Consider the following 26,962-nt stretch of genomic DNA (forward strand, 5'->3'; position numbering starts at 1 on the left):
CATTAAATAGAACCATATATACGCAAACATATGAAACGTAATTTTCTCTACCTGACCTTTTTTGCAACCTGTCTCACGCTGTTCTTTTCCTGCAAGGATCATATCCTGGAGGATTTTAATGCAGACAAGTTAACACCAGTGACTGTCTCTGCCGGTTCCGTAAGCGGGACCATGGAGCGCGACAATGAAAAAGTGATCTTACATGTTGGTGTCAGGTTATCTGCGCCGGCAACTAAGGCATTTCAGATTAACCTGACACTGAATTCGGATACAATTAATACCCTTATTGCCAACAATACGCTGCAGAATACTGTTTTATTACCCTCCACGCTGGTGAAAGTGCCAAACGTTGCAGAAGTTAGTTATGGCGTAGATAGTGTGTTTTTTCCGGTTCAGGTTAATCTCACTGCTCTGGAGCAGTATTATGGAAAAAAAGTTGCTGTCGCTGTGAGCCTTACCGATCCGACAAAAGGGAATCAGGTGGGGAGTAAAAAGACAAGTATCATAGTACTGGATACCAAAAGTATCGTTAAGGAGGAGGAAATCCACTACCTCTCCATTAAAAATGGCGGAGGGGGAACCTTAAATGTAACCAGAGGGCTGAACTATAATGTGACTTCTGCCGGTGTGACCATTCCTTTGGGCATTGTCATGGCGGGCATTCCCGGATCTGCCTTTACGATCAAAACCTCTGTCAATGCAGATACGGTGGCTACACTGGTTGCACAAAGTAAACTGCCTGCAAACACAATTGCGCTGACTGCCAGTCAATACCTGCTGGACTCTGTAATTAATTTCCCGGGTAATAAAAGCGAGGTAGCCTATGAACTGAGCATTCCCTGGAACGTCATGGATCAAAACCTCAATAACCCTATCGCCTTTGTGATCAGCCTGAAAAGCTCCAATAAACATGTGCTGCATCCTGTTAATAAAATGGTCATTGTGCTGATAGATCCATCCGTAAGTCTCGATAATAATTCTCCGCTCACCGGAAATGGTACAGGGCTTAAGGCTGAATATTTCAAAGGCACGCAGACCATCAATGAAGGGGGCAGACTACCAGACCTGACGCGCATTGATCCGCAAATCAATTTTGGCGGATGGCGACCATTTGAGGATGCTGATGATAATTGGTCATCCCGATGGACGGGGGAGTTCTTTGCGCCGGTACGCGGGGAGTATACTTTTTACCAGACGAGATGGGATGATGGTGCCAGATTATTTATCAATGGCGTAACTATCGTGAATGATTTTACTGCAGAATGGGATAAACCTTCAAGAACCGGAAAGATAAAACTTGAAAGAGGTCAGTGGTACCCTATAGAGGTGCATCACCGCGAAAATGTGGGTGGCCAGCAAGCCTTCCTCGAATATGAAGTAACAGGTGCAGGAATAGGCAGGGTAGTCGTTCCGAAATCGCAGCTGCGCCCGGCACCATAATGAACCAGCTTTCCAATGAAATTGAAATAATCCTTAGCTCATGAATACAAGATCATATATAACCCTAATCACCATCATCATTGCTACCTGCTGCTTATCCTGTAAAAAGGATAAGGAGGCGGTTGCTGAAGTTCCGGAATCACCCAAGCCGACGGCTGGCTTTACCTATAAAGTGGTGAGCACTGATGATCCTTTTACTTTTAAATTTGAAAACCTGTCCACCAATTTTAAAGAGGTAAGATGGGAGTTTGGTGATGATTCTACCACTACGGAAGGCTCTCCTGTACATACCTATATCAATACAGGAGATTACCGGGTCAGGGTAATCTCCAAAAATGACCAGGGCTATTGGGCGCAGCGGGAAACGATCATCAAATTAAGACCAGACAGTATATTTAGTATTGGCTCTAAGGTCAATGCAGATGGCAGCATCACGCTGGGGCTGACCAGCCCGGTAAAAACCAGGCAAATCAGCTGGTTTAAAATTACACAAGGGCTGGCTACGCTGGTAAAAACAGCAGAGACGGTAACCGTTATAGTTCCTGCAGGTACATTTGATACTTACGTAGCGCTAATATCCACACCAAAAGGTTCACAAGCGCAGCTGACCAGGCAGGTAGGAAGTGCAGGGGTATTAAAAGATGTAACACAGGACGGTATTTTTGCGGTCTCCAGAGATAATGATAGCGGACCTTCAGCGCAGGAGGGCTCACTTAAACTGATCGATAACAATACGAGATCTAAATTTGTACAGTTTAACTATAAAGAAGCGCTATGGGCCAGATTGGATTTCGGGCAGAGTCCGGTTGTTGCAGGGGGTTATTCCATCACCTCTGGTGATGATGCGATAGAACGCGATCCGAAGAACTTCACCCTGGAAGGCTCTGATGACATGTTTGCCTGGCAGGTTTTGGATCAGCATACCGGCGAAAGCTTTCCTACCAGGGGACTCACTAAAACTTACCTTTTTACTAACAACAGGCCATTCCGTTATTACCGGCTGAATATTAGCGCAAACAATGGCGCCGGATTGATTCAGATAGCAGAATGGCGATTACTCGTGATGCAATAAAACCCAAAAGATAATATTCCATGAAACTTAAATTATTAGCACTGAGCTTATTGGCAGGAGCCGCGACAACCGTTTCAGCACAGCAACCAGATCTTGTAAAATATGTAAATACTTTGCAGGGCACCAATTCCAAACATGAACTGACCAGGGGAAACACCTATCCCACTACGGCATTACCTTTTGCCATGCATACCTGGACGCCCCAGACCGGCAGGAATGGTGATGGATGGAAGTACCAGTATTTCAAGGATAAGATCCGGGGTTTTCAGCAGGCACATCAGTGCAGTTCCTGGACCAGGGATTATGCCGTGTTTTCATTTATGCCGATGGTAGACCGGCTGGTGGTCAATGAAAATGACCGTGAGGCTAAATTCAGTCACGCCAATGAAATAGCAAAACCCAATTATTATAAAGTACAGTTTGATAACCAGATCACCACAGAAATATCCCCAACGGAACGCGGAGCACAGCTGCGGTTTACATATCCTAAAGGAAAAAAGAGCTTTCTGGTTTTAGATGGATATACGGGGATGAGTGGCGTAAAAATATATCCGAAGGAAAATAAGATTACTGGTTACGTACATAATGGAGAGGGTTTTAAAGAAGGATTCAGGAACTTTTTTGTGATCTGTTTTGATCAGCCATTTCAGGCATATGGCACCTGGGAGAATAAAAGCAACACTGTCAAAGCAGATTCCATTGCTGCGGAAGGACCCGGAAAAGGGGCCTATCTGCAATTTAAAGCCGGCGCCACGGTGCAGGTAAAAGTAGCTTCTTCTTATATCAGTATGGATCAGGCAGCACTGAATCTGAAAACAGAATTAGGTGCTGATAAAAGCCTGGAGCAAACGAAGGCGAAGGCGGGAGTGATATGGAATAAATCATTGGGCAAAGTATTGGTTGAAGGCGGCACAGCAGCGGATAAAGCCACTTTTTACTCTTGTTTTTTCCGGGCCAGTTTGTTCTCCAGGAAATTTTATGAGCTGGATGCCAAAGGACGGCCTTATTATTTCAGTCCTTATGACGGTAAAATCCATAACGGATATATGTATACCGATACTGGTTTCTGGGATACTTTCAGGGCACAATTCCCGTTGAATACGATTATGCATCCTGAAATGCATGGCAGGTATATGCAGGCTTTACTAGATGCGAATAAACAATGTGGATGGCTGCCCTCCTGGTCCTTCCCAAGTGAAGCCGGCAGTATGATTGGTAACCATGCAATTTCCCTGCTGGCAGATGCCTGGGCAAAAGGAATCAGGACATTTGATCCGAAAGAAGCATTGTCCGCTTATTTGCATGAGGCAACCAATAAAGGTCCCTGGGGACCAGCGAACGGTCGTGATGGCTGGAAAGAGTACTTTCAGTTAGGCTATGTTCCTTATCCAAAATACAGGGAGGCGACGGCAAAAACACTGGAATATGCTTATGATGATTACTGTGGCTGGCAACTGGCCACAACTACCGGGAATGCATATTATGCGGGTATATTTGGCAGGCAGATGTACAATTACAAAAATGTATATGATGCCTCTACCAGATTTATGAGAGGCAGGGGGACAGATGGCGCATGGGCACCTAAATTTGATCCTGCAGAATGGGGCGGACCTTTTACGGAAGGTAATGCATGGCACTGGCAATGGTCGGTTTTTCAGGATATTGAAGGACTTACCAAACTAATGGGTGGGGAACAAAACTTTACGGCTAAGCTTGATTCCGTATTCAGTGAACCAAATAGGGTTAACGTAGGATCTTATGGGGGAATGATCCATGAAATGACAGAAATGGTCATGGCAGATATGGGGCAGTACGCGCATGGGAATCAGCCAATTCAGCACATGGTTTACCTGTATAATTATGCGGGACAGCCCTGGAAGTCCCAGTATTATGCCCGCAAAGTAATGAGCAAATTATACGATGCTACAGAAAATGGTTATCCCGGAGATGAAGATCAGGGCCAGACCTCTTCCTGGTATGTGTTAAGTGCGCTGGGTTTTTACAGTGTTACACCCGGAACAGATCAGTACGCTCTGGGCAGTCCTGTATTTAAAAAGACCACCATCAGCCTGGAGAATGGAAAGAAATTTATCATTGAAGCACCTGAGAATACGGCTGAAAATGTTTATATCAAATCAGCCACTCTTAATGGAAAAACATACACTGCCAACTTTATCCGGCACAGTGACCTGGTCAATGGTGGTGTGTTAAAATTAGATATGTCGCCCAAACCGGAGATGAAAAGGGGGCTCTCTGCGGCTGACAAGCCTTTCTCTTTGAGTCAGGCAAAATAAATATTCTATGGCATGGTGTATGTATGAAAGAAGCTATCCAGCTAATACATACACCATGAAGTCCATATCATTTCCTAAAATTAATCTGAAAAGTCTGAGGTCAGGCCTGAAAGAAGGCTTTCAGCAACTTTCCAAAGGAGGTTTTCAGCGAATCTTTAACCAGATTGATCAGTTAGGGATCAAAAAAGGGGTTGATCAGATGGGGATCGACAAATTTATCAACCAGTGTGCCTTGCTAGCAGCAGGTTCCGGTGTCATTACCGGTGCTGGCGGACTCTCTACGATGCTGATTGGTGTGCCGTTGGATATGATTAATGTCATTACCCAGCAATTCAGGGTAACCCTGGCGATCTCTTATCATCAGACCGGCAGTTACCAGCTTCGTTTTGATGATTTTTTTAAAGTCGTTGCCGGATCATTGAAAGTAGATACAGGCATGGCAGTATCAAAAAATGTAATGGAGCAGGTGGCCGAAAAGCTGATGGTCAATGTAGGTTCAAGAACCGCACAGCGCCTGGTGCCTGTTGTAGGAGCCGTTATCGGTGGCTCCGTTAACTACTTGTTCATTAAAAAGGTGGCAGCATCAATAAAAGAGATAGGTCCGGCGAGAAAATAAGATCATTTGTATTAAAATTCATTTAAATTTAGGGCGACCAATATAATTTATCCCTTAGCATCCGGGGTTGCCTGTTAAAATGAATAGATTTTTTCAAATAGTACTAACAGCTTGTATCTTATCGGCTGTATTCCATCATCATGTAATTGCCCAGCAGCCGGTACGTATTGAAGACCAGCAACCACATCATTTTATTTCATTTGCAGAGATGGAGTATCTGGAGGACAAAACGAACAGACTTACCTTTACTGATATCCTGAGATCCAATGTTCATTTCAAGGTAAACACAAAACATATTCCCAAAAATTTCAATACAGGTTCTTCCTATTGGTACCGCTTTAAAATTATACATACTGCCCGTTCCAAAAAAAACTGGATCCTTGAGTTTTTTGATCAGTCCATTGACCAGGTTAGCCTCTATGCACCTGATTCAGCGGGCCGCTATCATGTGCATTATTTTGGCACCAGATATCCCTTCAATAAAAGAGTCTATCAGCATAAAAATTTCATTTATAATCTTGATAATGATACTGACAAGGAGTTCACCTACTATGTGAAATTGAAATCTTCACAATCTGTCGGTGCCATCATTGCCCTAAGAGATATAAACTGGTTTTTCAAATATGCATTAAATGAGTACCTTATTTTTGGGTTATTCTATGGAATGGTGACTGTTTTCAGTCTCTATAACCTGTTGATGTTCTTTGCGATCAGGCAGAAGCAGTACCTGTATTATGTAGTTTACAATTTAAGTATAGGACTGTATGAGATGAGTAGTGATGGCCTGGCTTTCCAGTACCTGTGGCCGCATTCACCACTTTGGAATGAGTACGGCTATGGTCTCGCGCTGTTTCTGAGCAGTATTTTTGCTTTGTTATTCACGCTCAGTTTCCTGTCTGTCAAAAAACGGGCACCTCAGTTTTACAAACTGATTATCCTGGTCATGATCGCCAGGGCAGTATTCTTTGTCGCCTGCCTCTTCAACAAAGATCTTTTTGGCCTGAAACTGGTAGAGTTTATTCCTTTAATGGCTGCTTATGTCACCGGTATTTATATTCTTCGGGGCAATTACAAACCTGCGAGGTTTTTTGTGCTGGGTTATACCTTTCTCGTTATCGGTTTTGTCATCAAAATTCTGCTGCTGATTGAGGCACCATGGCTGCCATACGGACCCATCACTTATTACAGTTTAAGTATCTGTTTCGTGATTGAAATGATCTTCGTTTCCTTTGCAATTGGTGAAAGCATCAGGAGCCTGAGAAAAAAAGAAGTTGAAGCACAAAAAGAAGTCATTAGTCAGCTTCAGATCAATGAGGCTTTAAAAGACACCCTTAATACAGAACTGAATACGCTGGTGATTGAGCGCACAAAAGAAGTGAGCGATAAAGCCGCTATTATTGAAAAGCAGAATCAGGAAATCACCCTGATGAATGCCATGCTGGAAAAAGATAACCAGGAGCTGCATGAAAACATCGAAAAGGTGAGCAGGGCACGGGTAATGTCGGATGAAGTTGATTTTGCCGAGTTCAGCAAAATCTATCCGGATCGCGAAACCTGTTTCAAATTTCTTTCTGAATTGAAGTGGACTGACGGTTATGCCTGTAAGAAATGTGGCAATACCCAATATCTTGCCGGCTTCCTGCCCTACAGCAGGCGCTGTACAAAATGTGGCTATGATGAATCTGTCATTGCACATACCATTTTTCAGAATAGCAGGATCCCTATCAATAAAGGATTTTATATGCTCTTCCTGGTCTACTCTACTAAGGGAAAAATATCCTCGCACAAACTATCCGAACTTTTGCTCATCCGCCAGAGTACCTGCTGGGCCTATAACAGCAAAATGCAAAAGATACTGGCAGAGCGTAAAAAGGAATTGAAAAATGCCGGGCAGGCGGGCTGGAGTATGCTAGTACTCGAAAACTAAATATTTTTTTACACAATTTTTAATGTCTTTAAACCGTATCAGACCGGAAAAGGGCAATGGCCTAACTGTATCTTAATCAGGCATAAATTCTCTTTTAGGCTTGTGTTTTAAACGTATTAAAATTATTGTAAGTTATTGTTTTACAGTTATTTAACGATATTTTTCTCTTGGTATTATAATATAATTGAAATAGTTTTGGGTAAAACCAAATGTAAATTATAAACCAAAAAAGATGAAGAAGGGAATTTCAATTCTTATTATTCTTGTGCTGACAAGCTATGTACTGTCTTTTGCTCAGGACCGTACAGTAAAAGGTGTTGTGAAGGACAAAGGAGGTTCACCAATACCTGGTGTATCTGTTAAAGTTAAAAATTCAAATACAGGTGCTTCTACAGGACAGAAAGGTGAATACGCTATTGTTGTCGGACAAAATGCAGTGCTGATTTATTCTGCTGTAGGTTTTACGCCACAGGAGATCCCGGTAAATAACCGGACTGAAATCAATCTTTCTTTAAATGATGATGTGCAGGGTTTATCAGAAGTAGTCGTGATCGGTTATGGAACTGCACAGAAAAAAGATGTTACCGGAGCAATTTCGAGTATCAGGGCAACACGGCTGGAGAATGAGAATCCACAAAGTGTGGCAGATATTTTAAAGGGCAATATTGCCGGTCTGAGTGTTGGCCTCGAAACCAGCGCAAAGGGTGGTGGCAGTCTGCTGGTGAGGGGTAAAACAACGCTGAGTGCAGGAACATCTCCTTTAATTGTATTGGATGGCGTTATCTATAACGGGCAGCTGTCTGACATCAATCCCAATGATATTGAATCTGTAGATGTATTGAAAGATGCCAGTTCACTGGCTGTTTTTGGTGCAAAAGCGGCTACCGGTGTAGTGGCCGTGACGACTAAAAAAGGGAAAGGAGACACACCCACAATCACTTTGAATACGAATTTCGGTATCGCCGAGCTTGCCCAGAATATGAGGCCGTATTCGCCACAGGGTTTCCTGGATTGGCGTGCAGATGTGATGCGCAGTGGTGCAACAACAGCGTCGTATTTATATAATAATCCGGATAATCTCCCGGAAGGCGTAACACTCACACAATGGCTGAATGGTCAGAGTGGTGATCCAACAGATTTATGGTTAAACAGACTCGGACTGCTGGCGAATGAGAAAGCGAATTACAGAGATGATAAATCGGTTAACTGGTATGATGAGATTTTCAGAAAGGGACTGCGTCAGGATCATACACTGAGTGTTTCGGGTAAAAAAAGTGATGTAACTTATTACATGTCCTTAGGTTATCTTAAAAATGAAAACCTGATCAAAGGTGGCGAATTCAGCACCGTAAGATCGCGGATTAACCTCGAAGCGCAGGCAGCTAAGTTTTTAACGCTGGGTATGAATGTGCAGTATGCACAACGTGATGAAGGGGCAATTGAGGCTGACTGGTCGCAGCTGGTCAACCTTTCTCCTTATGGTGACATGTATAACGCAGATGGATCTTTAAGAAGAATCCCTACGGATGATAATGGACTAAATGCTAGAAATCCATTTCTGGACATGACTTATAATGATAAAATGGACAAGCAAAATACCTTGTTCGCAAGTCTGTATGCAAAAACAAAACTCCCATTTGGCATCACCTATCAGCTGAACTTTAGTCCGGGAATTGATATGTACCGGACCTTCAATTACAGGTCTTCGAAAAATCCCAATGTAAATACAGTAGGGGGACAAGTAACCCGCGCAAACGAAACACAGTACAACTGGCAGCTGGATAACCTGCTGAAATGGAATAAAACCATCGCAGATATCCATAATTTCGATGTGACCTTATTAGCGAATACGGAAAAATTTCAGACCTGGTGGACAGAAGCAGGGAACCAGGGATTTGTTCCGGGAGATGTGCTCGGCTACCATAATATTTCCAGTGGAGTTCTGGCTACAGTAAATAGCGAAGATAAGATCTATACCGGCGATGCACTGATGGCGAGGTTAAACTATAGCCTGAAACAACGTTATAATTTAACACTGTCTGTCCGCAGGGACGGTTATTCAGTATTTGGTATCAATGCCAAAAGAGCTACTTTCCCTTCCGCTGCATTCGCCTGGAGCTTCACAGAAGAATCCTTCATGAAGTCGGTTAGCTGGTTAAACTATGGAAAACTGCGCGTTTCTTACGGTATCAACGGGAACAGGGATTTACGTAATCCCGATAACAATACCATCGATCCTTATGCGGCATTAAATCAGCTGGTTGTCGACAAGTATCAGACTGTCAACGGGAGTGGAGCGGCATCGGATGTGAATACCGTGGTGATTGGTAACCGGCTGCCCAATCCAAACCTGAAATGGGAGCAGACCGCATCATTGAATGTGGGGCTGGACTTCTCTGTGTTGAAAGAAAGAATCAGCGGCTCTGTGGATGTGTACAATAAAAAGACAACAGATTTGCTGGTGCGGCCTACAGTGACCAGCGTTACCGGTTATCAGAATGTTTATTCCAACCTCGCTGAAGTCAACAATAAAGGTTTAGAGATTACGCTCAACAGCCAGAACATTACAGATGGCAAAATTAAATGGAACAGCAGTTTCAATTTTGCATTGAACAGGAACAAAATCGTTAAACTGGCTACTACAGCCAATGAGCCGGGAAATGGCTGGTTTATCGGTCAGGATATCGACGTGATCTGGGATTACAAAATCCTGGGTGTCTGGCAGGAAAATGAAATAGCCGAAGCCAATAAATTCAATAAAGGAATCAAGGCGGGCGATTTCAAACTGGAAGATACGGATGGTAACTATGTTTATACCGAGGCGGACAAGCAGTTTCAGGGATATAAAACACCACGTTTCACCTGGTCGTTAAGAAATGAGTTCAATATTTACAAAAGTTTCGATTTCTCTTTCCTGCTGATCTCTAACTGGGGACAGTATAAACAATACGATCAGGCTAAAAATCAGCCCGGAAGCGTAGGTTTCGCCCGTCAGACTTCCTATCAGATCCCTTACTGGACTCCTGCTAATCCCATTAACGATTACGCGAGGCTGAATTCAGGAGCCAGCGGAACCAGTTTCAGTGTATTTAGAAAAAACTCCTTTATAAGGTTAAATACAATTGCACTGGCTTATACGCTTCCTGCAAATCTGCTCAGCAGCATCAGGGTTAAAAGTGCTAAAGTATATATGAACGTAAACAACGCTGCCGTGTATGCAACGGACTGGAATTTCTGGGATCCTCAGAATAACGGACCTACACCAAGATATTATACACTGGGCCTAAATGTTTCTCTATAATAATTTGAAAATGAAATCTAAACCTACAAAAATCTACATATTACTGTTATCCGCCCTGATCGTTTCGGGAAGTTGCAAAAAAAGCAACCTGGATTCAGATCAATTGTCTCAGTATTCGCCCACCAATCTGGATAATGTTGCCGCGTTGAGAGGCTCTTTAAATGCACTGGGTGCCAACGTACGCCAGGAATATTTTGGTGATTCTGCACCAATGCTCACAGAATCCATCTTTTCTGATGTGGCTGTAGACGGGACTACCGATAAAAATACACCCGCGCAGGATCTGATTACACGCATCACTCCTGATGCAAACCTGAACAGTGATGATTATACCAAGGTAGGATGGTACTGGGAACAGGAATTCCGCGGAGTCCGATTCGCAAATACAATTGTTTCCAATATTGAAAGGCCTGTGTATAGCTCCCAGGCAGAAAAAGACATCATTTTGGGTTCTGCTTATTTCTACCGTGCTTATCATTATTACAGGTTAGTGCACCAGTTTGGTGATGTGCCCTTATTGCTGACAGATCTTGATTCGCCAAGAGATGATTTCTACTCTACTAAAAGAGAGGTGATCCTGACTAAAATGAAAGCAGATCTTGAATTTGCAGAAGGTGTGCTGACGGACAATGTGAACCGTGGAGAAGTAACCAAAGGTGCTGTGAGTCACCTGCTGACCAAAATCAACCTCGCTCTGGGTAAGTTCGATGATGCCATTACCTCCGCAAATAATGTATTGAATGGTAGCCGGTATGGATTAATGGCTACCCGTTTTGGGAGTACCGCTGCGGATGCCACTAAAAACGTGATCTGGGATTTACACCGGATGGACAATAAATCCCTTCCAAACAACAGGGAAGGTATCTTCCTGGTAATTGACAGGGAAAGCATTCCGGGTTTTACCAAATTGGGTTCTCAGTTAATGCGAAATACGGTTCCTGCATGGCATTTTGCCAACGTTAAAACACCTTCAGGAGCTACAGCTTTAACAGATGCGATCTCTGCAGAAATTCCGCTGACCAGAATGTACGGTCGTGGTATCGGCAGATATCGTGGTACGCCGTACAGTACAAAATATATCTGGACAGACAATACGGACTACAGACATGCGAAAGGCATGTGGATGGATATGACTGACCTGGTGTATAACAATCCAGCCTTAAAAACCTCTAAAAATGAAGCAGATAAAGCTTTATACGGGAAACCATTAGTGCAGTACAACAGTACGAATGTAGCTGCCAGGTTCCAGAATGGTGCTTTGGATACGATACGCCATTGGTTTGGCTGGCCACATTACAAGGTATTTATCAACTCTACCAATGCCCTGGCAAATGATCCTTACTGGACTCCGCCTCGTGGTACAAATACGGATTGGTATGTGTTCAGAGCAGCAGAAACTTATTTACTGAGGGCAGAAGCTTATTATTGGAAAGGTGATCTTGGGCTTGCTATGGCAGATATCAACACCGTGAGAGCGCGTGCCAATGCTACCTTGTTGACAGATGTGAGTCAGATCACTATTGGAACTATCCTTGATGAGCGTGCCAGAGAATTGTATTGGGAAGAACCCCGCAAAACTGAGCTGACCCGCATCGCTTATATCTTTGCATTGACAGGTAAATCAGCCTATAATGGCAAAAATTATAACCTCGCTAATTTTTCTGACAATAACTTTTTCTATGACAGGATTATGGAGAAAAATGATTTTTATAAAAATCAGGTGCCTACCTTACAAGGAGTGAATTACCGGATTGCACCTTATCATGTATTATGGCCGGTACCAATCAGTGCGCAGCGTTTTAACGTAAACGGAAGGATCAATCAGAATAAAGGTTATGCAGGATTTGAGGCCAATGTACCTGCGCTGGATCAACTTCCTTAATCCAAAATTTATGTTAATTTTACTATTGAGGATAAAAATTGTCCTGCCGGCATTACACGGCAGGACAATGCGCAATCGTTTTAAATTGTTATCACCCAAATATGACCTACGCAAAAAAAGTATTCTTCTTGTTTTTATATAGCTTAATTGTTGTGCCTTTTTTAGGAGAGGCACAACAAATGAGTGCGCAAAGGCAAAAAACAGGCTTTAATGCAGGCTGGTCTTTTAGTAAAGATGAAAAGCAATGGGCACCTGTTGTTGTTCCGCATACCTGGAATATCGCAGACGTAATGGATGACGAGCCCGGTTATTATCGCGGTTACGGATGGTACCGGAAAACCTTTATTGCTGGTGCGGAATTAAAGAACAGCAAAATCTCACTGTCTTTTGACGGCGTAAACCAGGAGGCTGAAATCTTTGTAAACGGGATCAGGGCGGGATCACATGTAGGAGGTTATACCGGTTTTGACATACCCATCACTGACTTATTAAAGTTCGGCGGGCACTTTAAGAATGAAATAATTGTCAGAGTGACTAGCCGTTTCAATGCGGATATCGCACCCCTTACTGCTGATTTTACCTTTTATGGCGGCATTTACAGGAACATTAATTTACTTGTTACAGCTCCTGTTCATTTTTATGGTGAGGATTATGGTGCCGGTGGTGTGTATATTTCTACACCTAGGGTATCAGCAGCACGGGCAGAGATCAGGCTAAAAGGTGTATTGGAAAATTCTTCTGCCGGCACACGTAAATTAGGTTTGAAAACGGTAATTTATGATCCGGAAGGACAAGTCGTTTCTTCATTGATCAGCTCAGTGAACCTTAAAGCGGCAGAGAAAAAAACAATACTGCAAAATCTGCCTGAATTGCTTAAACCCAAATTATGGTCGCCCTCAAACCCTGAGTTATACCGCGTGGTTACACAGATTCTTGATAGCCGGACAAATGCTGTACTTGATGAAGCGGTTAATCCTTTAGGCCTTCGTTGGTTTAGGTTTGACGCGGATAAAGGATTCTTTCTGAACGGAAAAGCCCTGAAACTGATCGGCGCTAGTCGCCATCAGGATTATGAAGGATTAGGGAATGCTGTACCGGAAGCCCTGCAAATCAGGGACGTAGAATTGTTGAAAGAGATGGGTGGCAATTTCCTGCGAGTTGCCCACTACCCGCAGGATCCTGTGATCCTGCAAACATGTGACAGGCTCGGTATCCTCGCTTCGGTAGAAATTCCTGTTGTCAATTCCATCACTGAAACTGCTGAATTTACAAAGAACTGTGAAAATATGCAGATCGAAATGATCAGACAGAACTTTAACCATCCTAGTGTGATTATCTGGGCCTATATGAATGAAATCCTGCTTAAACCTCAGTTTAATGATGATAAAGCGCGACAAAATATTTATTTTGATCATGTCAGAGCGCTGGCGAAGTCATTGGATAACCTGACCAGAGCTGAAGATCCTTCAAGATATACCATGCTTGCCTGTCACGGGGATTTTAACCGTTACAACCAGGTAGGGCTTACTAAAATCCCTATGATTCTGGGTTGGAATTTATACCAGGGCTGGTACGGTGGCGACCTGTCCGGCTTCGCTGATTTTCTGGATAAACACCATCGCGAATTACCCGGAATGCCCTTACTGGTTACAGAATATGGTGCAGATGCAGATCCGCGCATCCGCTCATTTTCACCGGTGAGATTCGATAAAAGTGTTGAATATGCACTAAAGTTTCATCAGGTTTATCTCAATGCGATTTTGGAAAGGCCATTTGTAAGCGCTGCGATGGCCTGGAACCTGGCTGATTTCAATTCGGAAACGAGGGATGAGACTATGCCGCATATCAATAACAAGGGGCTGCTTACTTTTGACAGAAAACCTAAAGATACCTATTATCTCTATTGGGCTTATTTGTCCGACAAGCCTTTTTTAAAGATTGCGGCCGACTGGAAAGTGAGAAGTGGTGTGGCTGATTCCGGACATGTCTTTTCGGTACAAACGATTCAGGTGGCTACTAATCTGGATAGCGCAGAATTATTCTCAAACGGAAAAAGCCTGGGTGTGAAAACTGCGAAAGACCATTTGTGTGAGTGGCAGGTACCATTCACTGACGGGGCAAACCAGCTGCTTGCTGTAAATCCTTCCAATCCTGTGCTGGCAGACCGGATCGACATCAGGTTTAGTTTAATCCCTTATGTTTTTGATTCGGGCCAGGCGTTTCGGCCATTACGTATTTTGCTCGGCGCTTCACGTTATTTTATTGATGACGAAAATTCCTTGTGGATGCCTGATCAGCCTTATAGAAAAGGTGCCTGGGGATTTATCGGAGGGCAGTCATATCAGACCGGTAATGGTCGTACGGCCTACGGAACAGATAAAAATATCAGGAATACGGTCAATGATCCGATTTATCAGACACAGCGGGTAGATTTAAAACAATATAAACTAGATGTTGCCGATGGTATTTATGAAGTTACTTTATATTTCGCTGAATTGCTTGGCGGTGCAAAAAAGGAAGCTTTAGCTTATAATCTGGATAACAGACAAGTCAAAGAACAGAAGGAAGAACGTGTGTTTAATCTTAAAATAAACGAAGCGATGTATCCGGAAACTATCAATCTTGTGGCGGATAATGGTTATGCTACAGCTGTACAAAAGAAGATACAGGTAATGGTAACCAATGGCAAAGGGATAGTGATCGACCTGCTCCCGCTACAAGGTAAGCCAGTATTAAATGCTTTAAAAGTTATACAAACCTCATTTTAAATGATCAATCAACTCAAATATTTTCTTTTTATCGCGATCTTAATTCCCATCGGCCTGTCCGCACAGCAAGCCCATTGGCAATCTGCATTTGTTAAGATGAACAAAGACAGCAGCCTGATTTATATTCCCGATGCGAAAGGAAATATATTTCCTGATTTCAGCAAGGTAGGGTATCATGCCAATGAAAAAGTCATTCCGCAGGTAAAAGTAGTGAAGGAATTGTCTGCTACAGGTGATGATGATCAGCAAAAAATACAAGCCGCGATAGACCAGCTTTCGGCAATGCCGGCAGATAAAAATGGTATCCGTGGTGCACTACTGCTTAAAGCAGGGGAATATAAAATACCCGGCAGCCTCAGGATAACTGCAGGAGGGATTGTGCTGAGAGGTGAAGGCGGACAGACAAAACTGATCGCTACCGGTAAAGGACAGCGAAAGCTGCTGGCGGCTGCAGGAAAAGGAGAACTGGAAGAACTGGTCGGAACGAGAATCGCAATCACGACTGATTATGTTCCTGTCGGTGCAAAGTCTTTTGAACTCAGCACTACTGAACATTTGAAAAAGGGAGATAAAATTGTCGTATTCAGACCCGGCACAGCAAATTGGATAGCCGATCTGAAGATGGATCAGATTCCCAGCGGAACAGGGACAAGGCAATGGGTGGCGGGCGACTATAACCTTCAATTCGAAAGGGTAATTACTGCGATAAAGGGAAAAACGATATATATTGACCAACCTGTTGTTATGGCTATGGAAACTAAATATGGCGGAGGCGAGATTTTTCGCTGTGCATTTAGCGGAAGAATTGCCGAGGTTGGGGTAGAAAATTTATGTTTGGAGTCCGAATATACCTCTGAAACAGATGAAGACCATGGCTGGGATGCCATATCATTTGATAAAATAGAGAACAGCTGGGTATCCAATGTGACCAGTCGTTATTTCGGTTATTCCTGTGTAAACCTGGGGCAGGGCAGCAAAAATATTACCGTCAGCAACAGTAAATGCCTTGCGCCGAAATCACAGGTGATCGGCGGACGGAGATATTCGTTCAACAACGACGGGCAGTTAAATCTGGTGATTAACTGTTATGCTTCCGAAGGACGGCATGACTACGTTACCGGGGCCAAAGTATGCGGACCTAATGTGTTTTTCAACTGCATCGCTGAAAATTCCAAAGGAGATATTGGTCCGCATCACCGTTGGGCTATGGGCACACTGTACGATAATATAACTACAGATGGAGAAATCAATATCCAGGACCGCGGTAATTGGGGAACAGGACATGGCTGGGCAGGAGTAAACCAGGTCTTATGGAACTGTAAAGTACGTAAAGCTGCAGTACAAAGTCCTTATGTATCAGGTCAGAATTATAGCATTGGTTTGATTGGTGAAAAAATACAAGGTCGTTTAGACGGAAGGCCGGACGGCATCTGGGAAGGACATAACAAAGCTGGTTTAACCCCAGTCTCACTTTACCTGTTACAGGTAAAAAACACGCAAAAATATAAATGATGAAGGCAATAAAAATAATCCTGATGCTGCTGGTACTGAGCCTGGCATCCGGCACTTTGAGTGCCCAGAAAGTAAATGTAGACAAAGCCTTTGCCGCTGCAGAAAAGCAGACCATAGTGCTGCTGAAAGAAATAGAAAATGATACTGCTGCCATCAGGAAAAATCAGGTATCCCCGCGGACGGTGGAACATGGAAAACTAACCATGGTTAGTTCCAGAGATTGGACAAGTGGCTTTTTTCCTGCTGAACTCTGGTTCCTTTACGCGCATAGTAAAGACCAGAAATGGCTTGATCTCGCAAGAAAATATACAGAGAAAATAAAAAGAGAGCAATTCAATACCGCTACACATGACCTGGGTTTTATGATCTACTGCCCGTTTGGCAATGGCTACCGTTTAACAGGTGATACAGCTTACCGGAACGTCATCATACAAGCTGCAAAATCACTTTCTACCAGATTTAACCCTGTGGCAGGCGTAATTAAATCATGGGACCATAATACCAGCAAGTGGAAGTATCCAGTGATTATTGACAATATGATGAACCTGGAGCTGCTCTTTGAGGCGACTAAACTCAGCGGTGACAGTTCTTTTTATAAAATTGCTGTAGCCCACGCAAACACGACAATGAAAAATCATTTTCGCCCTGACTTTAGCAGCTGGCATGTGCTGGATTATGATACGGCCACCGGAAAAGTGCTGCAAAAACTAACCGCTCAAGGATATAACAATGCATCTTCATGGGCCAGGGGTCAGGCATGGGCACTTTACGGTTACACCATGTGTTACCGCGAAACAAAAAATCCTGTATATCTGGCGCAGGCCAGAGGGATTGCCAACCTTATTTTGACACATCCTTCCATTCCAAAAGATGGTATTCCTTACTGGGATTATAACGACCCGAAAATCCCCAATGTTTCCAGAGACGCTTCCGCAGCAGCGATCACTGCATCAGCATTATATGAATTAAATACCTATGTTCCCGGCGCAGGATATAAAAACAAAGCAGATAAACTTCTGTACAGTTTGCATACTGCCTACACCAGTAAACCCGGCGCAAATAAGGGTTTCATTCTGGAACACAGTACAGGACACAGACCAGCGCATTCAGAAATAGATGTGCCAATAAATTATGCAGATTATTACTACCTTGAAGCATTGCTGAGAAGTAAATAAAAAAGAAAGCCGGCAAAAAATCAAGACTCAATTTTTGCCGGCTTTCTTAACCTTTACAAGAGAAAGGTGAGGAGAAGTTTATTGTAACAGGGCTACGCAAAACTGATGATATCAGGTATTGCTGCCAGCTTTTCATTCAGCTCTACCAGATACTTTTTTCTTCCTGATACCTGCCAGACAACCGTTAGCGTGTCCTGATCTTTACTCACTTCCAGTGGATCTATCCGTAAATGTTTGCTGTTCAATTCAGCTTCGAGCGATTTAATCAGACCGAAATCAGGCGTTCTGAAAGTGACACTAATGATCTTCTGTTTCTGCATGGTGCTGATCAGTTGCTCTATCTTGGTGGATAGCAGCAAAATGACTAGTGTGATGATGGTAAATACAAAAGCCAGTGCATGGTAACCTATACCTGTTGTCATTCCTATCGCCGCAGAGGTCCAGATTACCGCTGCTGTTGTTAAACCTCTTACCGAAAACTGGTCTTTGAAAATTACCCCCGCACCGATAAAACCGATACCCGTAATGATATTTGCTGATACACGGTCGTCGCTTCCTGCACCGTGACCCGATACAATAGTAAAAATAGTAGAGCCTAGTGAGATCAGAATGATTGTTCTAAAGCCCGCTGCTTTACTTTTATATTCCCTTTCAAAGCCTATGATCCCTCCGCAGAGGATAGACATGAACATACTGATTATATCTTCCGTTTCTAAAGTGAAGTCCATTAAATTAATATTTTATATTTAAAATATGCTTAGCAATTATCCTGCTAAAGTTCTGGTCAGCTTCATTAATAGAAATCTATAGGCTTATTTTTAAAAAGAGCCGCCCGTTTTTACTACCTTGACAGTGTATACACATTTACCACCTTAGACAAACCCGAAGAAAGATCTCCGCCCGCGAATAACAATTTGTTACCGGTAGATGCGGCTGCAAGATCGCTCGTTAGTTCGCTAAACTGCAATGTAGAAAAGGTATTGAGTTCTACATCATAAATGTCCACAGTAGCTGAAGAACCGCCCCCACCGAATACAATTTTTGACCCGCCTGCTGCTGCGCTAACATATTTACGATCTTCCGGTACAGGCAAAGTCGTCCACAGACCTGTAACCACATTATAAATATCTGCAGTTTTTGCATTGCCGCCACCAGAAAATACAATTTTACCACCTGCGCCTGCTCCAGCCAGATCATACCTGGTCTCACTGAGTTGGGATGTGGTCCATGTATTGGTACTGACATCATAAATGTCTACCACTTTCGAATCGCCCGTATTGGATTGACCACCGGCAAAAAGTATTTTATTTCCTGCTGCCGCACCTGCCAGTCTTCTGCGTCCCTGACTCAGTTGTGCGGTTGTCCATACATTGGTAGAAACATCATAGATATCAACCGTACTCACATAATTAAGACCGGTATCACCTCCTGCAAATACAATTTTATTTCCTGCCGCTGCTGCTGTTAAACGGCCTCTTGCCTGACTCAATTGAGCGGTCGACCATGTATTGGTAGAAACATCATAAATATCAACAACCTTAGAATAACCAGTTGCATTTAAGCCGCCAGCAAATACAACCTTCGTACCTGCTGCCGCTGCTGCCAGGTGGTAACGCGCTTCGCTAAGTCTTGTTGTAGTCCAGGCATTAGTAGAGACATCATAAATATCGACCGCCGAAGAGTAAGCAGCGCCGCCAGCTGTTCCGCCCCCGGCAAAAACTATTTTGTTTCCTGCTGCAGCGGCTGCCAGTCCAACCCTTGCCTCAGACAGGCTGGCTACCCCACTATACTCTATTTTGCGATAGATTAAGTTATCCATTGGTGGATCAACAATAATTATAGCTTCGTCACTGCTTTTACTGCAGGAAGAGATTTCTAATAAGCATATAGTTAATAGTGTGATCGTCAGTAATCTTTTCATCAGAGGAGCATTAGTTTATAAGACTAATTTAAGCGTTTAAATTTAATACGCACAAAAAAAAATAGGATATAAAAGCTATTATTTCTTCGGATAATTCAGGCGGGTTGTACACTTAGGATTTATTTCAGCAGATCCTTAGATGGCTAAGCGTCAGGATTTACTATTATTTATCCTTTTTGGCATTCAACTTGTAGCTTTCTGTTGATTATTATTCAGAGGGCTAAATCAATCATTATGCAAACAGATTACAGGATTTCTTTGAACCTAAAAACTGTGAATGGCCATACCACGGTAGGCTGTTTTTATATGGGTAATGACAGCGCATTCGCAGAAAAGACTTTTCATATGTTAAGTGGCGATGATAACATTTCAGAAAGTACGGTGCTATGTATAGAACTGACCAGTTTGATAGATGAGATCTCTTTACCGATCACCATCAAACATTGCACACTCGACGAGTTGGCCACAAACATCCAGATCCTTGCCAAGGAATTATTCAAACAATTGAACCTTACTAATCCAGGCTAAGTATATGTATTTATGCCTGGATTAGATATGAAGGGCTATAAGTCTATCCTGTTAAAATTTAACAGACAACTTTTCGCTGACCAACTGGTCATTTTTGTAATAATCGAAAAACCAATTCTCATTTTTTTTGAAGACTATTCCATTCACATTGCCATTGGTTGCGATAAAATAGTCCGGCACTGAAGTTTTCAGTAGCGTGAATACTATTTTTGGAGAAGTGTCAATTAACTGATAGCCAGTAGCTGTTGCCTGTGCATATAATGTGCCGTTAATTTCAACCTTTTCCGTTGTTACAGTTTTTACAGGAGTTTGGATTGGTGGCGGTGGAGGTGTCACTGTAACTGTGACCGTTTTTACTTCCTCCTGTACACTTGTTGCTGGGGTATATGCATATGGAAGGTCATTCAATGAAGTGAATGCCTCTCTTAAAGCGTTGGTATAAGAAATATCATATTCTTTTTCTCTGCTTTTGCCTTCCTTTCCTTTGAAAAGAACGGCCCCTTTGCAGTCCTTTAACAACAAGGTAAGATTAGTGCTGAACATTGTACTTTTTCCCAATATATCCAGCGTAAGGGCTTTACATTTATTATTTGCAATTTCTTCAGGTAAGTCTGTGTTATCATAATAAACAGTGAAACCTTTATCGTCTAACAACTTTTTAGTCAGGGCATTTAAGTTATACTGGTTTTCCTGTTTCAGAAAGCTGAATTTTTCGGGTACCAATACATATTTGTAATTATTAATGGTATTCTGGGCATAGCCTGAAAAGGACATTAGTAAAAGGGATAATAGAAAGTATTTTTTTATAGCAGACATAGTATTTAAGCTTCTTTGGAGCTAATATACAAAATAAACAAATTGAGCTGATTTTCTTTTCAAATTCACATTAAACAGGTAAGTCATCCAGATGCTTATCGTTACGATATTTGACGTTAAAGTTTTTTAAAAATATGCCGCGTACATTATTGAGCGGAGAAACGCAGATCAGCAAAGCGGGAGGAATGTGTTACAGGGTTTTCCTACTATTATCATCCTGATAGCCCGCTATAAATCTGGTTATTTTACAATAACCGCGGATACCTTAACTTCGTGTAAAAAAACAAATCATGAAGAAAATCTTATTTTTATTGACCGCATGTCTGCTCTTCACTCAATCATATGCACAGGAAAAAAAGTCGGAGGTTAAACGTTTTATAAAAACTTCTACTGGATACCTAATGGTATTAAGGGAGGGAGATGATGTTTTTAAGGTTATTACGCAACTAGCGAAAACAGAAAATATTCCCTCTGCAAATTTTTACGGGATGGGTTTCGCTGGGAGTGTAACTTTTGGCTTTTACGATTTCAACAAGAAAGTCTTCAATCCAAAGGAATTTAAACGTGTCGAAATGGGTAGTGTGACAGGATCTATCGCCTGGAGCAAGGAGCAACCTTCACTTCATATTCATGGTATTGCCACTGATGAGGAATTCAAAGCTTATGGCGGTCATGTCTTAGCCATGGTTGTAGGCACCGGTTCACTTGAAATCACCATTACTGTGCACCAGCAGAAACTGGAAAGAAAGGTTGAACAGCCTTTAAATGCCAACGTATTGCAGTTAGAATAGTTGCAAAAGGCTTTATGTATGCCGCTCATTTTGAATAAAATTTCTGAATTGTTTTATATTCAGAAATTTTATAATTTACAGCATTCTGGCAAATTCATTTTGGTTCCTATAGAAATCAATCTTAACCCTTTACAGCTATGTCTACTATCAAAACAACGGTTACCACTGCAAGTGTCGAGGAATTTATCACCTCCTTCGCTGATACAGAACAAAAGCGAAAAGATAGCTTTGAACTACTGCACATCATGAAGGATTATACCGGTTATGAAGCCAGGATGTGGGGACCAAGTATTATTGGATTTGGGTCATACCACTATAAGTCCGAAAGGAGTCGGCAGGAAGGAGATTGGCCGCTGGTAAGTTTTTCTCCACGTAAGGCTGCTATTTCACTCTATGTTTATATGGGCACACCAGAACATGAAGCCTTGTTAGCAGACCTGGGTAAATTTAAAATGGGCAAAGGATGTATCTATGTCAAAAAACTGTCCGACATTAACATTGATGTACTCCAAAAACTGATGGGTGCAACAATAAATCGTTTACAAGACAAATTTCCCGCATAATACCGGAACCTTAAAGGATATGAAGACGAGACTGAAGATCATACTGAGCATCAGTATACTTATGGCTTCACTACAAACTGCTAAAGCAGCTGATATTGTCATCAAAATAAATAAACGCTACCTCAATCTACCTATCGCGCAGACACAGTCAAGGGCCAACATGAAGTTTGTCATTAGTGGTAAACAGGAACGTGCGTTCAAGATCAGGCTTGCTAAAGATGAGCCGGAGTATTGGGTATACTGTGATGTAACTGCTTTGAAAGGAAAAACGGTGACCATCAGTTATGACGGTGATGAGGCTGGACTCAAGAAGATCTATCAAAATGATGAGATCGAAGGGCAAAAGCTGCTGTACAAAGAAAAGAACAGGCCACAGTTTCATTTCACTGCTAAGAGAGGCTGGATCAACGACCCTAACGGACTTATCTTTTATGAAGGAGAGTATCATCTATTCTTTCAGCATAACCCTTATGAAAAGGAATGGGAAAATATGTCATGGGGCCATGCGGTGAGTAAAGATATGATCCATTGGGAGGAGCTGCCTACTGCTTTGAGTCCTGATAATTTGGGTACCATGTTTTCCGGTTCGGCAGTGATCGATTATGCGAATACCGCTGGTTTTAATAAAGGAAAGACTCCTGCAATGGTAGCTACCTATACTGTTGCTTCGGCCGATAAACAAGTGCAATGTGTTGCTTATAGTCTGGATAAAGGGCGTAGCTGGACAAAATATAGCAATAATCCGATTATTGACTCAAAAGCAAAATGGAACAGCGTTGATACCAGAGATCCGAGGGTGTTCTGGTATCAGCCGGGTAAACACTGGGTGATGGTGCTCAATGAACGGGACGGGCATTCTATCTATAATTCTTCCAATTTAAAGGACTGGACCTTTCAGACCCATACTACCGGTTTCTGGGAATGTCCTGATCTTTTCGAACTGCCTGTCGATGGTGATCCATCGAAAACCAAATGGGTCATATATGGTGCTTCCAATACTTATATGACTGGTAGTTTTGACGGCAAGAAATTTACGCCCGAATCTGGTAAACATTATTTTGTGAATGGGACCATCTATGCCGCACAAACCTTTACTAATATTCAGGAAGCAGACGGAAGAAGAATCCAGATTGGATGGGGAAGGGTCGGACATCCGGGAATGCCTTTCAATGGCATGATGCTGTTACCGACAGAACTGAAACTGAAGACCACAAAAGATGGCATACGACTATTCAGTGAACCTGTCAAAGAAGCAAACCAGCTTTTTAAATCCGTAGGCAAATGGACTAATCTAAATGAGAATGATGCAAATGAAAAGTTGAAGAACTATAACAATAATGATGAGATCCGCATCAAAACGAAGCTTAAGCTTTCTCACGCGACCAGTGCTGGTATATATCTTTTTGGTCAGCGCATACTGGATTACGACATGAACTATAACCTGGTTAACGGAGTTTTTTATTCTCCAGAGGATATGACCAGCATGGAAATTTCAGCAGATATCTATATAGACCGAACCTCCATTGAGGTATTTATTGACGGAGGAGCATATTCTTATTCTCTGGAACGTAAACCTGATCCTAAAAACGCGGAGGGTTTACATTTCTGGGGGAATACTATTGAAGTAAAAGACCTGGAGGTTTATACTGTAAAATCGATCTGGTAGGGAAATATCAAAATTTTGGGATGCCTTAAGGCATCCCAAAATTACTAAGTAGCCGTGCGGCCTTCCATTCCAGAGAAAAGCTGTAGTTTTTCTAACTGCTTTTCAGGTGCTGAATTTCTTCAAACACTTTGAAAAGTTGTTTTTTCAACAAAGAAACCTGACCTTCCAGCAGGTGCTGATTGGATTCAAGAGTTTTGATGTCTTTGATCAGACCTGATTTTAGCTCAACACTTTTTTTATGGCCCGTTCCATGAAAAAACCATTCATAGCTCATATGAAACACTTCATGCATTTTTCTGATCAGCTCTAAGGGGATCATATATGTACCCGCTTCGTAGCGCTGTATCTTTAATCTGGAAATCCCTAAAGCCGAAGCAAAAGTTTCCTGACTATGTCCTTCTCCCTTTCTAAATAGCCTGAGCCTTTTAATTTCATCACTAACCAGAAGCTCTTCTTTAATTGCCATACATTCAACTTCTAAATTTCGTATACCTAAAAGAATTTCTTGATTGCTCCCTTTACCCTGAAAATATGGGTGATTACTTCCTTAGGTATCAGCTGTGGTTTATAGTCTTCGCTTTTATTGTAAGGTATCAGCATAAAACTGTCCTTATCCTCACACGATCCGATCATCTTGATGGTTCGGAAACCATTATCAGTAATGATCGCATAGATTTCACCTTCCAAAAGGAAACGTTTCCAGTCGTTCACCTGCTTTAATGCCACAATATCGCCATGAGCAATAAGTGGCCCCATACTTTTACCAGAAACGTTTACCCAATAATCCGCATCATTAAAAGGCAGAAAGTCAATATAAAAGGCCGGATTTACCTGGGTATTGTTAAATACCAGGTCAAAGCCGCCAACGAAATCTATATCATAATAAGGAACGCCCTTTCTGCTGTTATTAAATGTTGGAATACTGGATTGGTCTATCGAAGAATTGCTCTCATTATTGTCGCCATAATCTGACAAGTCAATATTTAACTTTTCGTTGATGAGTTTCACAATTTCATCACTCAGCACAGATTTACTGGACCAGGTTACTATAGTTTGTCTGGACTTGCCTATTTTCTCTGCCGCAGCTTCCTGAGATAAGTCAAGTCTTTTTAATGCGTTTTTTAAATTTTTTCCGCTGATCATCAGATTTTTGTGTAAAATTACCAATAAAGTCTTGACAAGACTTGTCTTTTTGACTTTACTTTTGTACCTTTGAATTATACAATCAGACAAATATATAACAAAAATTCATTTAACTTATTACAAAAGACAACCATTATGACAATACGTACATCAAATCGGAGTAAGATGCCCGGTAAATATGTGGAGGAAAACAGTTGTATTGTCAAAATGGGACAAATTCCCGAAAGACAATTGATGCCTGATCCGCACGTGATTTTTGAATTGTTCAGCAGATTTAGTGCAGGTGTGTTCCCTGATATCGCATTCAGGCAAAGCTCATTTTTTCAGCATACTGCTTCGATGATCAATTTGTTAGCTACAAACGGAGAGTTTAATGGCAAAAGAGGAAATGATAATGTCTGAAAATAGTGTAATAAGTGATCAACAAAGAATAAGGATACTGGAAGATGAAATACTGAACATGCGCAAATTATTTGTAATGCAGATCGAAAGAATTGAGGCAATCATTGGCATTGGTGATGATTTTGAACGTAACGCGGTAAAATCATTAGATAAAGAATAAGAAATGCAAAGAGACTATATCAATAAAGGAAAGATCAGGGCTGAACCCCTAGTCTGTTTTGAATGTGACCGTCCGTTCGCCCACGAAAGATTTTATAGTGCCGGATATACATTTTGCGCATTTAACTGTAAAAAGTTATTTGAAAGGCGCAGGAAGTTGGAGATAAAAACAAGATGCAACGAAAATATATAACGAAAGAAAAGATGATGAACCAACTTACTACAACCCAGCAGGAATTGTCCGTACCCAGAAATAAATTTCAGCATATTCTGCAAAATCAGCCAGTCTATCTCGATGATTTTAACGAGGTATATCATGAAGTAAAAACACAAATTGTCAAATCTTTCCATCACCTGGAATGGACATTACCGTCAAGAAATGATTTGCACCTCCTGGTAAATGAAGTAGCCGCCAGCATAAGAGTTAACCACAGGCAGCTCCGTACAGCGGAGATCTCGCTCTGCTTTGCTAAAGGAATCAGAGGAGAATATGGAGAGTTCTACGGATTGAGCCTGGTTAGCTGTGATAACTTTTTCTCGAAGTATCTCACTAGCGGTTACCGCCGGGGGCTTGCACAGAGTCTGGCTGCCTTCCAGCTTCCCCCGGTTTCAAGGGAGCTGAGCCGGAAAAAAAAGATTGATCTTTCCAATAAAGCATTTGAAATCTATCAGATCAAAGGATTTTATGATGATCAGGATAATGCCGTTTACGACTTTTTAGATCAGGAGTTAATCATTCCCTTTACGCCAGAGGAGAAACTCGCGATACTGGAAGAGGCGAGGAAGAAGATCGATTTGGAGATTAAAAAAGATAGCCTGCGGAAAAGAAAGGAGTGTTTCAATAAACAAGCGAGGACGATGGTTAAAGGAGAGCACCTCGATATCCCCGAGTCGAAGAGAATTGCACTTCACAAATATTTCAGGTTGTTGCAGCTAAAAGGTGGCATGATTCCATTTTTACAACATCATAATTAGTCGTCCTTTTT

At 42.1% G+C, this 26,962-nt stretch carries 22 protein-coding genes; 17 read left to right on the plus strand and 5 right to left on the minus strand.

Translation table 11 applies throughout. From position 1 onward, the window contains the following. Positions 1–30 precede the first annotated feature (30 nt). From OQX62_RS13405 to OQX62_RS13450, 10 genes are all read left to right on the plus strand, one after another. The gene (locus OQX62_RS13405) at positions 31–1,440 is read left to right on the plus strand and encodes a PA14 domain-containing protein (protein WP_265832044.1); all 1,410 of its coding nucleotides are present in this window, start codon (positions 31–33) and stop codon (positions 1,438–1,440) included. Positions 1,441–1,480: 40 nt separating this feature from the next. Next, complete coding sequence (locus tag OQX62_RS13410; protein WP_265832045.1) at positions 1,481–2,512, plus strand: PKD domain-containing protein; 1,032 nt, start codon at positions 1,481–1,483, stop codon at positions 2,510–2,512. Between the two features lie 20 nt (positions 2,513–2,532). After that, a complete protein-coding gene (locus tag OQX62_RS13415) occupies positions 2,533–4,806 on the plus strand; it encodes a GH92 family glycosyl hydrolase (protein WP_265832046.1) in 2,274 nt (757 codons plus the stop codon). Between the two features lie 55 nt (positions 4,807–4,861). Beyond that, positions 4,862–5,422, plus strand: a complete 561-nt coding sequence (locus tag OQX62_RS13420) for a hypothetical protein (RefSeq protein WP_265832047.1) — start codon at positions 4,862–4,864, stop codon at positions 5,420–5,422. 79 nt (positions 5,423–5,501) lie between these two features. Then, positions 5,502–7,349: a 7TM diverse intracellular signaling domain-containing protein gene (locus tag OQX62_RS13425; RefSeq protein ID WP_265832048.1), complete on the plus strand. Its 1,848-nt coding sequence runs from the start codon at positions 5,502–5,504 to the stop codon at positions 7,347–7,349. A 232-nt stretch (positions 7,350–7,581) separates the two neighbouring features. Further along, positions 7,582–10,650 carry a SusC/RagA family TonB-linked outer membrane protein gene (locus OQX62_RS13430; protein WP_265832049.1) on the plus strand — a complete coding sequence of 1,023 codons (3,069 nt, stop codon included), beginning with the start codon at positions 7,582–7,584 and terminating at the stop codon, positions 10,648–10,650. A gap of 10 nt (positions 10,651–10,660) precedes the next feature. Beyond that, entirely contained in the window at positions 10,661–12,532 is a 1,872-nt protein-coding gene (locus OQX62_RS13435; protein ID WP_265832050.1) for a RagB/SusD family nutrient uptake outer membrane protein, read from the plus strand. A gap of 101 nt (positions 12,533–12,633) precedes the next feature. Beyond that, positions 12,634–15,300, plus strand: a complete 2,667-nt coding sequence (locus OQX62_RS13440; protein ID WP_265832051.1) for a glycoside hydrolase family 2 TIM barrel-domain containing protein — start codon at positions 12,634–12,636, stop codon at positions 15,298–15,300. Then, positions 15,301–16,812: a hypothetical protein gene (locus OQX62_RS13445; RefSeq protein WP_265832052.1), complete on the plus strand. Its 1,512-nt coding sequence runs from the start codon at positions 15,301–15,303 to the stop codon at positions 16,810–16,812. Further along, the gene (locus tag OQX62_RS13450) at positions 16,809–17,987 is read left to right on the plus strand and encodes a glycoside hydrolase family 88 protein (protein ID WP_322973752.1); all 1,179 of its coding nucleotides are present in this window, start codon (positions 16,809–16,811) and stop codon (positions 17,985–17,987) included. Before OQX62_RS13445 ends, OQX62_RS13450 begins: the two co-directional genes overlap by 4 nt. 92 nt (positions 17,988–18,079) lie before the next feature. On the opposite strand, the gene OQX62_RS13455 is transcribed toward OQX62_RS13450, so the two are convergent. Together OQX62_RS13455 and OQX62_RS13460 are read right to left on the minus strand one after the other, a co-directional pair. Beyond that, positions 18,080–18,715: an MgtC/SapB family protein gene (locus OQX62_RS13455; protein WP_265832053.1), complete on the minus strand. Its 636-nt coding sequence runs from the start codon at positions 18,713–18,715 to the stop codon at positions 18,080–18,082. Between the two features lie 113 nt (positions 18,716–18,828). Further along, positions 18,829–19,908, minus strand: a complete 1,080-nt coding sequence (locus tag OQX62_RS13460) for a Kelch repeat-containing protein (RefSeq protein ID WP_265832054.1) — start codon at positions 19,906–19,908, stop codon at positions 18,829–18,831. A 234-nt stretch (positions 19,909–20,142) separates the two neighbouring features. Between OQX62_RS13460 and OQX62_RS13465 the strand changes: the two genes are divergently transcribed. Then, entirely contained in the window at positions 20,143–20,436 is a 294-nt protein-coding gene (locus OQX62_RS13465; protein ID WP_265832055.1) for a hypothetical protein, read from the plus strand. Positions 20,437–20,487: 51 nt separating this feature from the next. Here OQX62_RS13465 and OQX62_RS13470 read toward each other — a convergent pair whose 3' ends face one another. Further along, positions 20,488–21,210, minus strand: coding sequence for a hypothetical protein (locus OQX62_RS13470; protein WP_265832056.1), 723 nt, complete (start codon positions 21,208–21,210; stop codon positions 20,488–20,490). A 332-nt stretch (positions 21,211–21,542) separates the two neighbouring features. Between OQX62_RS13470 and OQX62_RS13475 the strand changes: the two genes are divergently transcribed. The 3 genes from OQX62_RS13475 (at position 21,543) to OQX62_RS13485 (ending at position 24,272) form a co-directional block, all read left to right on the plus strand. Then, positions 21,543–22,043, plus strand: coding sequence for a PPC domain-containing DNA-binding protein (locus OQX62_RS13475; protein WP_265832057.1), 501 nt, complete (start codon positions 21,543–21,545; stop codon positions 22,041–22,043). A gap of 137 nt (positions 22,044–22,180) precedes the next feature. Next, a complete protein-coding gene (locus tag OQX62_RS13480) occupies positions 22,181–22,606 on the plus strand; it encodes a DUF1801 domain-containing protein (protein WP_265832058.1) in 426 nt (141 codons plus the stop codon). Between the two features lie 19 nt (positions 22,607–22,625). After that, on the plus strand, positions 22,626–24,272 hold the full coding sequence (locus OQX62_RS13485) for a DUF4980 domain-containing protein (protein ID WP_265832059.1): 1,647 nt from the start codon (positions 22,626–22,628) through the stop codon (positions 24,270–24,272). Positions 24,273–24,363: 91 nt separating this feature from the next. On the opposite strand, the gene OQX62_RS13490 is transcribed toward OQX62_RS13485, so the two are convergent. Both OQX62_RS13490 and OQX62_RS13495 read right to left on the minus strand, forming a co-directional pair. Beyond that, complete coding sequence (locus tag OQX62_RS13490; RefSeq protein ID WP_265832060.1) at positions 24,364–24,738, minus strand: helix-turn-helix domain-containing protein; 375 nt, start codon at positions 24,736–24,738, stop codon at positions 24,364–24,366. Positions 24,739–24,764: 26 nt separating this feature from the next. Then, on the minus strand, positions 24,765–25,415 hold the full coding sequence (locus tag OQX62_RS13495; RefSeq protein WP_265832061.1) for an XRE family transcriptional regulator: 651 nt from the start codon (positions 25,413–25,415) through the stop codon (positions 24,765–24,767). A 135-nt stretch (positions 25,416–25,550) separates the two neighbouring features. Here OQX62_RS13495 and OQX62_RS13500 point away from each other — a divergent pair, with 135 nt between their 5' ends. The 3 genes from OQX62_RS13500 (at position 25,551) to OQX62_RS13510 (ending at position 26,951) form a co-directional block, all read left to right on the plus strand. Next, positions 25,551–25,817 carry a hypothetical protein gene (locus OQX62_RS13500; protein ID WP_265832062.1) on the plus strand — a complete coding sequence of 89 codons (267 nt, stop codon included), beginning with the start codon at positions 25,551–25,553 and terminating at the stop codon, positions 25,815–25,817. Next, positions 25,810–25,977, plus strand: coding sequence for a hypothetical protein (locus OQX62_RS13505; protein ID WP_265832063.1), 168 nt, complete (start codon positions 25,810–25,812; stop codon positions 25,975–25,977). Before OQX62_RS13500 ends, OQX62_RS13505 begins: the two co-directional genes overlap by 8 nt. A 203-nt stretch (positions 25,978–26,180) precedes the next feature. Beyond that, positions 26,181–26,951, plus strand: a complete 771-nt coding sequence (locus tag OQX62_RS13510; RefSeq protein ID WP_265832064.1) for a hypothetical protein — start codon at positions 26,181–26,183, stop codon at positions 26,949–26,951. The last annotated feature ends 11 nt before the right edge of the window (positions 26,952–26,962 follow it).

The organism is Pedobacter sp. MR2016-24 (assembly GCF_026239655.1).
Classification (GTDB): Bacteria; Bacteroidota; Bacteroidia; order Sphingobacteriales; family Sphingobacteriaceae; genus Pedobacter.

Coding starts and splice junctions, on each gene's coding strand:
- OQX62_RS13405 (WP_265832044.1), top strand. CDS start 31: ATGAAACGTAATTTTCTCTACCTGACCTTTTTTGCAACCTGTCTCACG.
- OQX62_RS13410 (WP_265832045.1), top strand. CDS start 1,481: ATGAATACAAGATCATATATAACCCTAATCACCATCATCATTGCTACC.
- OQX62_RS13415 (WP_265832046.1), top strand. CDS start 2,533: ATGAAACTTAAATTATTAGCACTGAGCTTATTGGCAGGAGCCGCGACA.
- OQX62_RS13420 (WP_265832047.1), top strand. CDS start 4,862: ATGAAGTCCATATCATTTCCTAAAATTAATCTGAAAAGTCTGAGGTCA.
- OQX62_RS13425 (WP_265832048.1), top strand. CDS start 5,502: ATGAATAGATTTTTTCAAATAGTACTAACAGCTTGTATCTTATCGGCT.
- OQX62_RS13430 (WP_265832049.1), top strand. CDS start 7,582: ATGAAGAAGGGAATTTCAATTCTTATTATTCTTGTGCTGACAAGCTAT.
- OQX62_RS13435 (WP_265832050.1), top strand. CDS start 10,661: ATGAAATCTAAACCTACAAAAATCTACATATTACTGTTATCCGCCCTG.
- OQX62_RS13440 (WP_265832051.1), top strand. CDS start 12,634: ATGACCTACGCAAAAAAAGTATTCTTCTTGTTTTTATATAGCTTAATT.
- OQX62_RS13445 (WP_265832052.1), top strand. CDS start 15,301: ATGATCAATCAACTCAAATATTTTCTTTTTATCGCGATCTTAATTCCC.
- OQX62_RS13450 (WP_322973752.1), top strand. CDS start 16,809: ATGATGAAGGCAATAAAAATAATCCTGATGCTGCTGGTACTGAGCCTG.
- OQX62_RS13455 (WP_265832053.1), bottom strand. CDS start 18,715: ATGGACTTCACTTTAGAAACGGAAGATATAATCAGTATGTTCATGTCT.
- OQX62_RS13460 (WP_265832054.1), bottom strand. CDS start 19,908: ATGAAAAGATTACTGACGATCACACTATTAACTATATGCTTATTAGAA.
- OQX62_RS13465 (WP_265832055.1), top strand. CDS start 20,143: ATGCAAACAGATTACAGGATTTCTTTGAACCTAAAAACTGTGAATGGC.
- OQX62_RS13470 (WP_265832056.1), bottom strand. CDS start 21,210: ATGTCCTTTTCAGGCTATGCCCAGAATACCATTAATAATTACAAATAT.
- OQX62_RS13475 (WP_265832057.1), top strand. CDS start 21,543: ATGAAGAAAATCTTATTTTTATTGACCGCATGTCTGCTCTTCACTCAA.
- OQX62_RS13480 (WP_265832058.1), top strand. CDS start 22,181: ATGTCTACTATCAAAACAACGGTTACCACTGCAAGTGTCGAGGAATTT.
- OQX62_RS13485 (WP_265832059.1), top strand. CDS start 22,626: ATGAAGACGAGACTGAAGATCATACTGAGCATCAGTATACTTATGGCT.
- OQX62_RS13490 (WP_265832060.1), bottom strand. CDS start 24,738: ATGGCAATTAAAGAAGAGCTTCTGGTTAGTGATGAAATTAAAAGGCTC.
- OQX62_RS13495 (WP_265832061.1), bottom strand. CDS start 25,415: ATGATCAGCGGAAAAAATTTAAAAAACGCATTAAAAAGACTTGACTTA.
- OQX62_RS13500 (WP_265832062.1), top strand. CDS start 25,551: ATGACAATACGTACATCAAATCGGAGTAAGATGCCCGGTAAATATGTG.
- OQX62_RS13505 (WP_265832063.1), top strand. CDS start 25,810: ATGTCTGAAAATAGTGTAATAAGTGATCAACAAAGAATAAGGATACTG.
- OQX62_RS13510 (WP_265832064.1), top strand. CDS start 26,181: ATGATGAACCAACTTACTACAACCCAGCAGGAATTGTCCGTACCCAGA.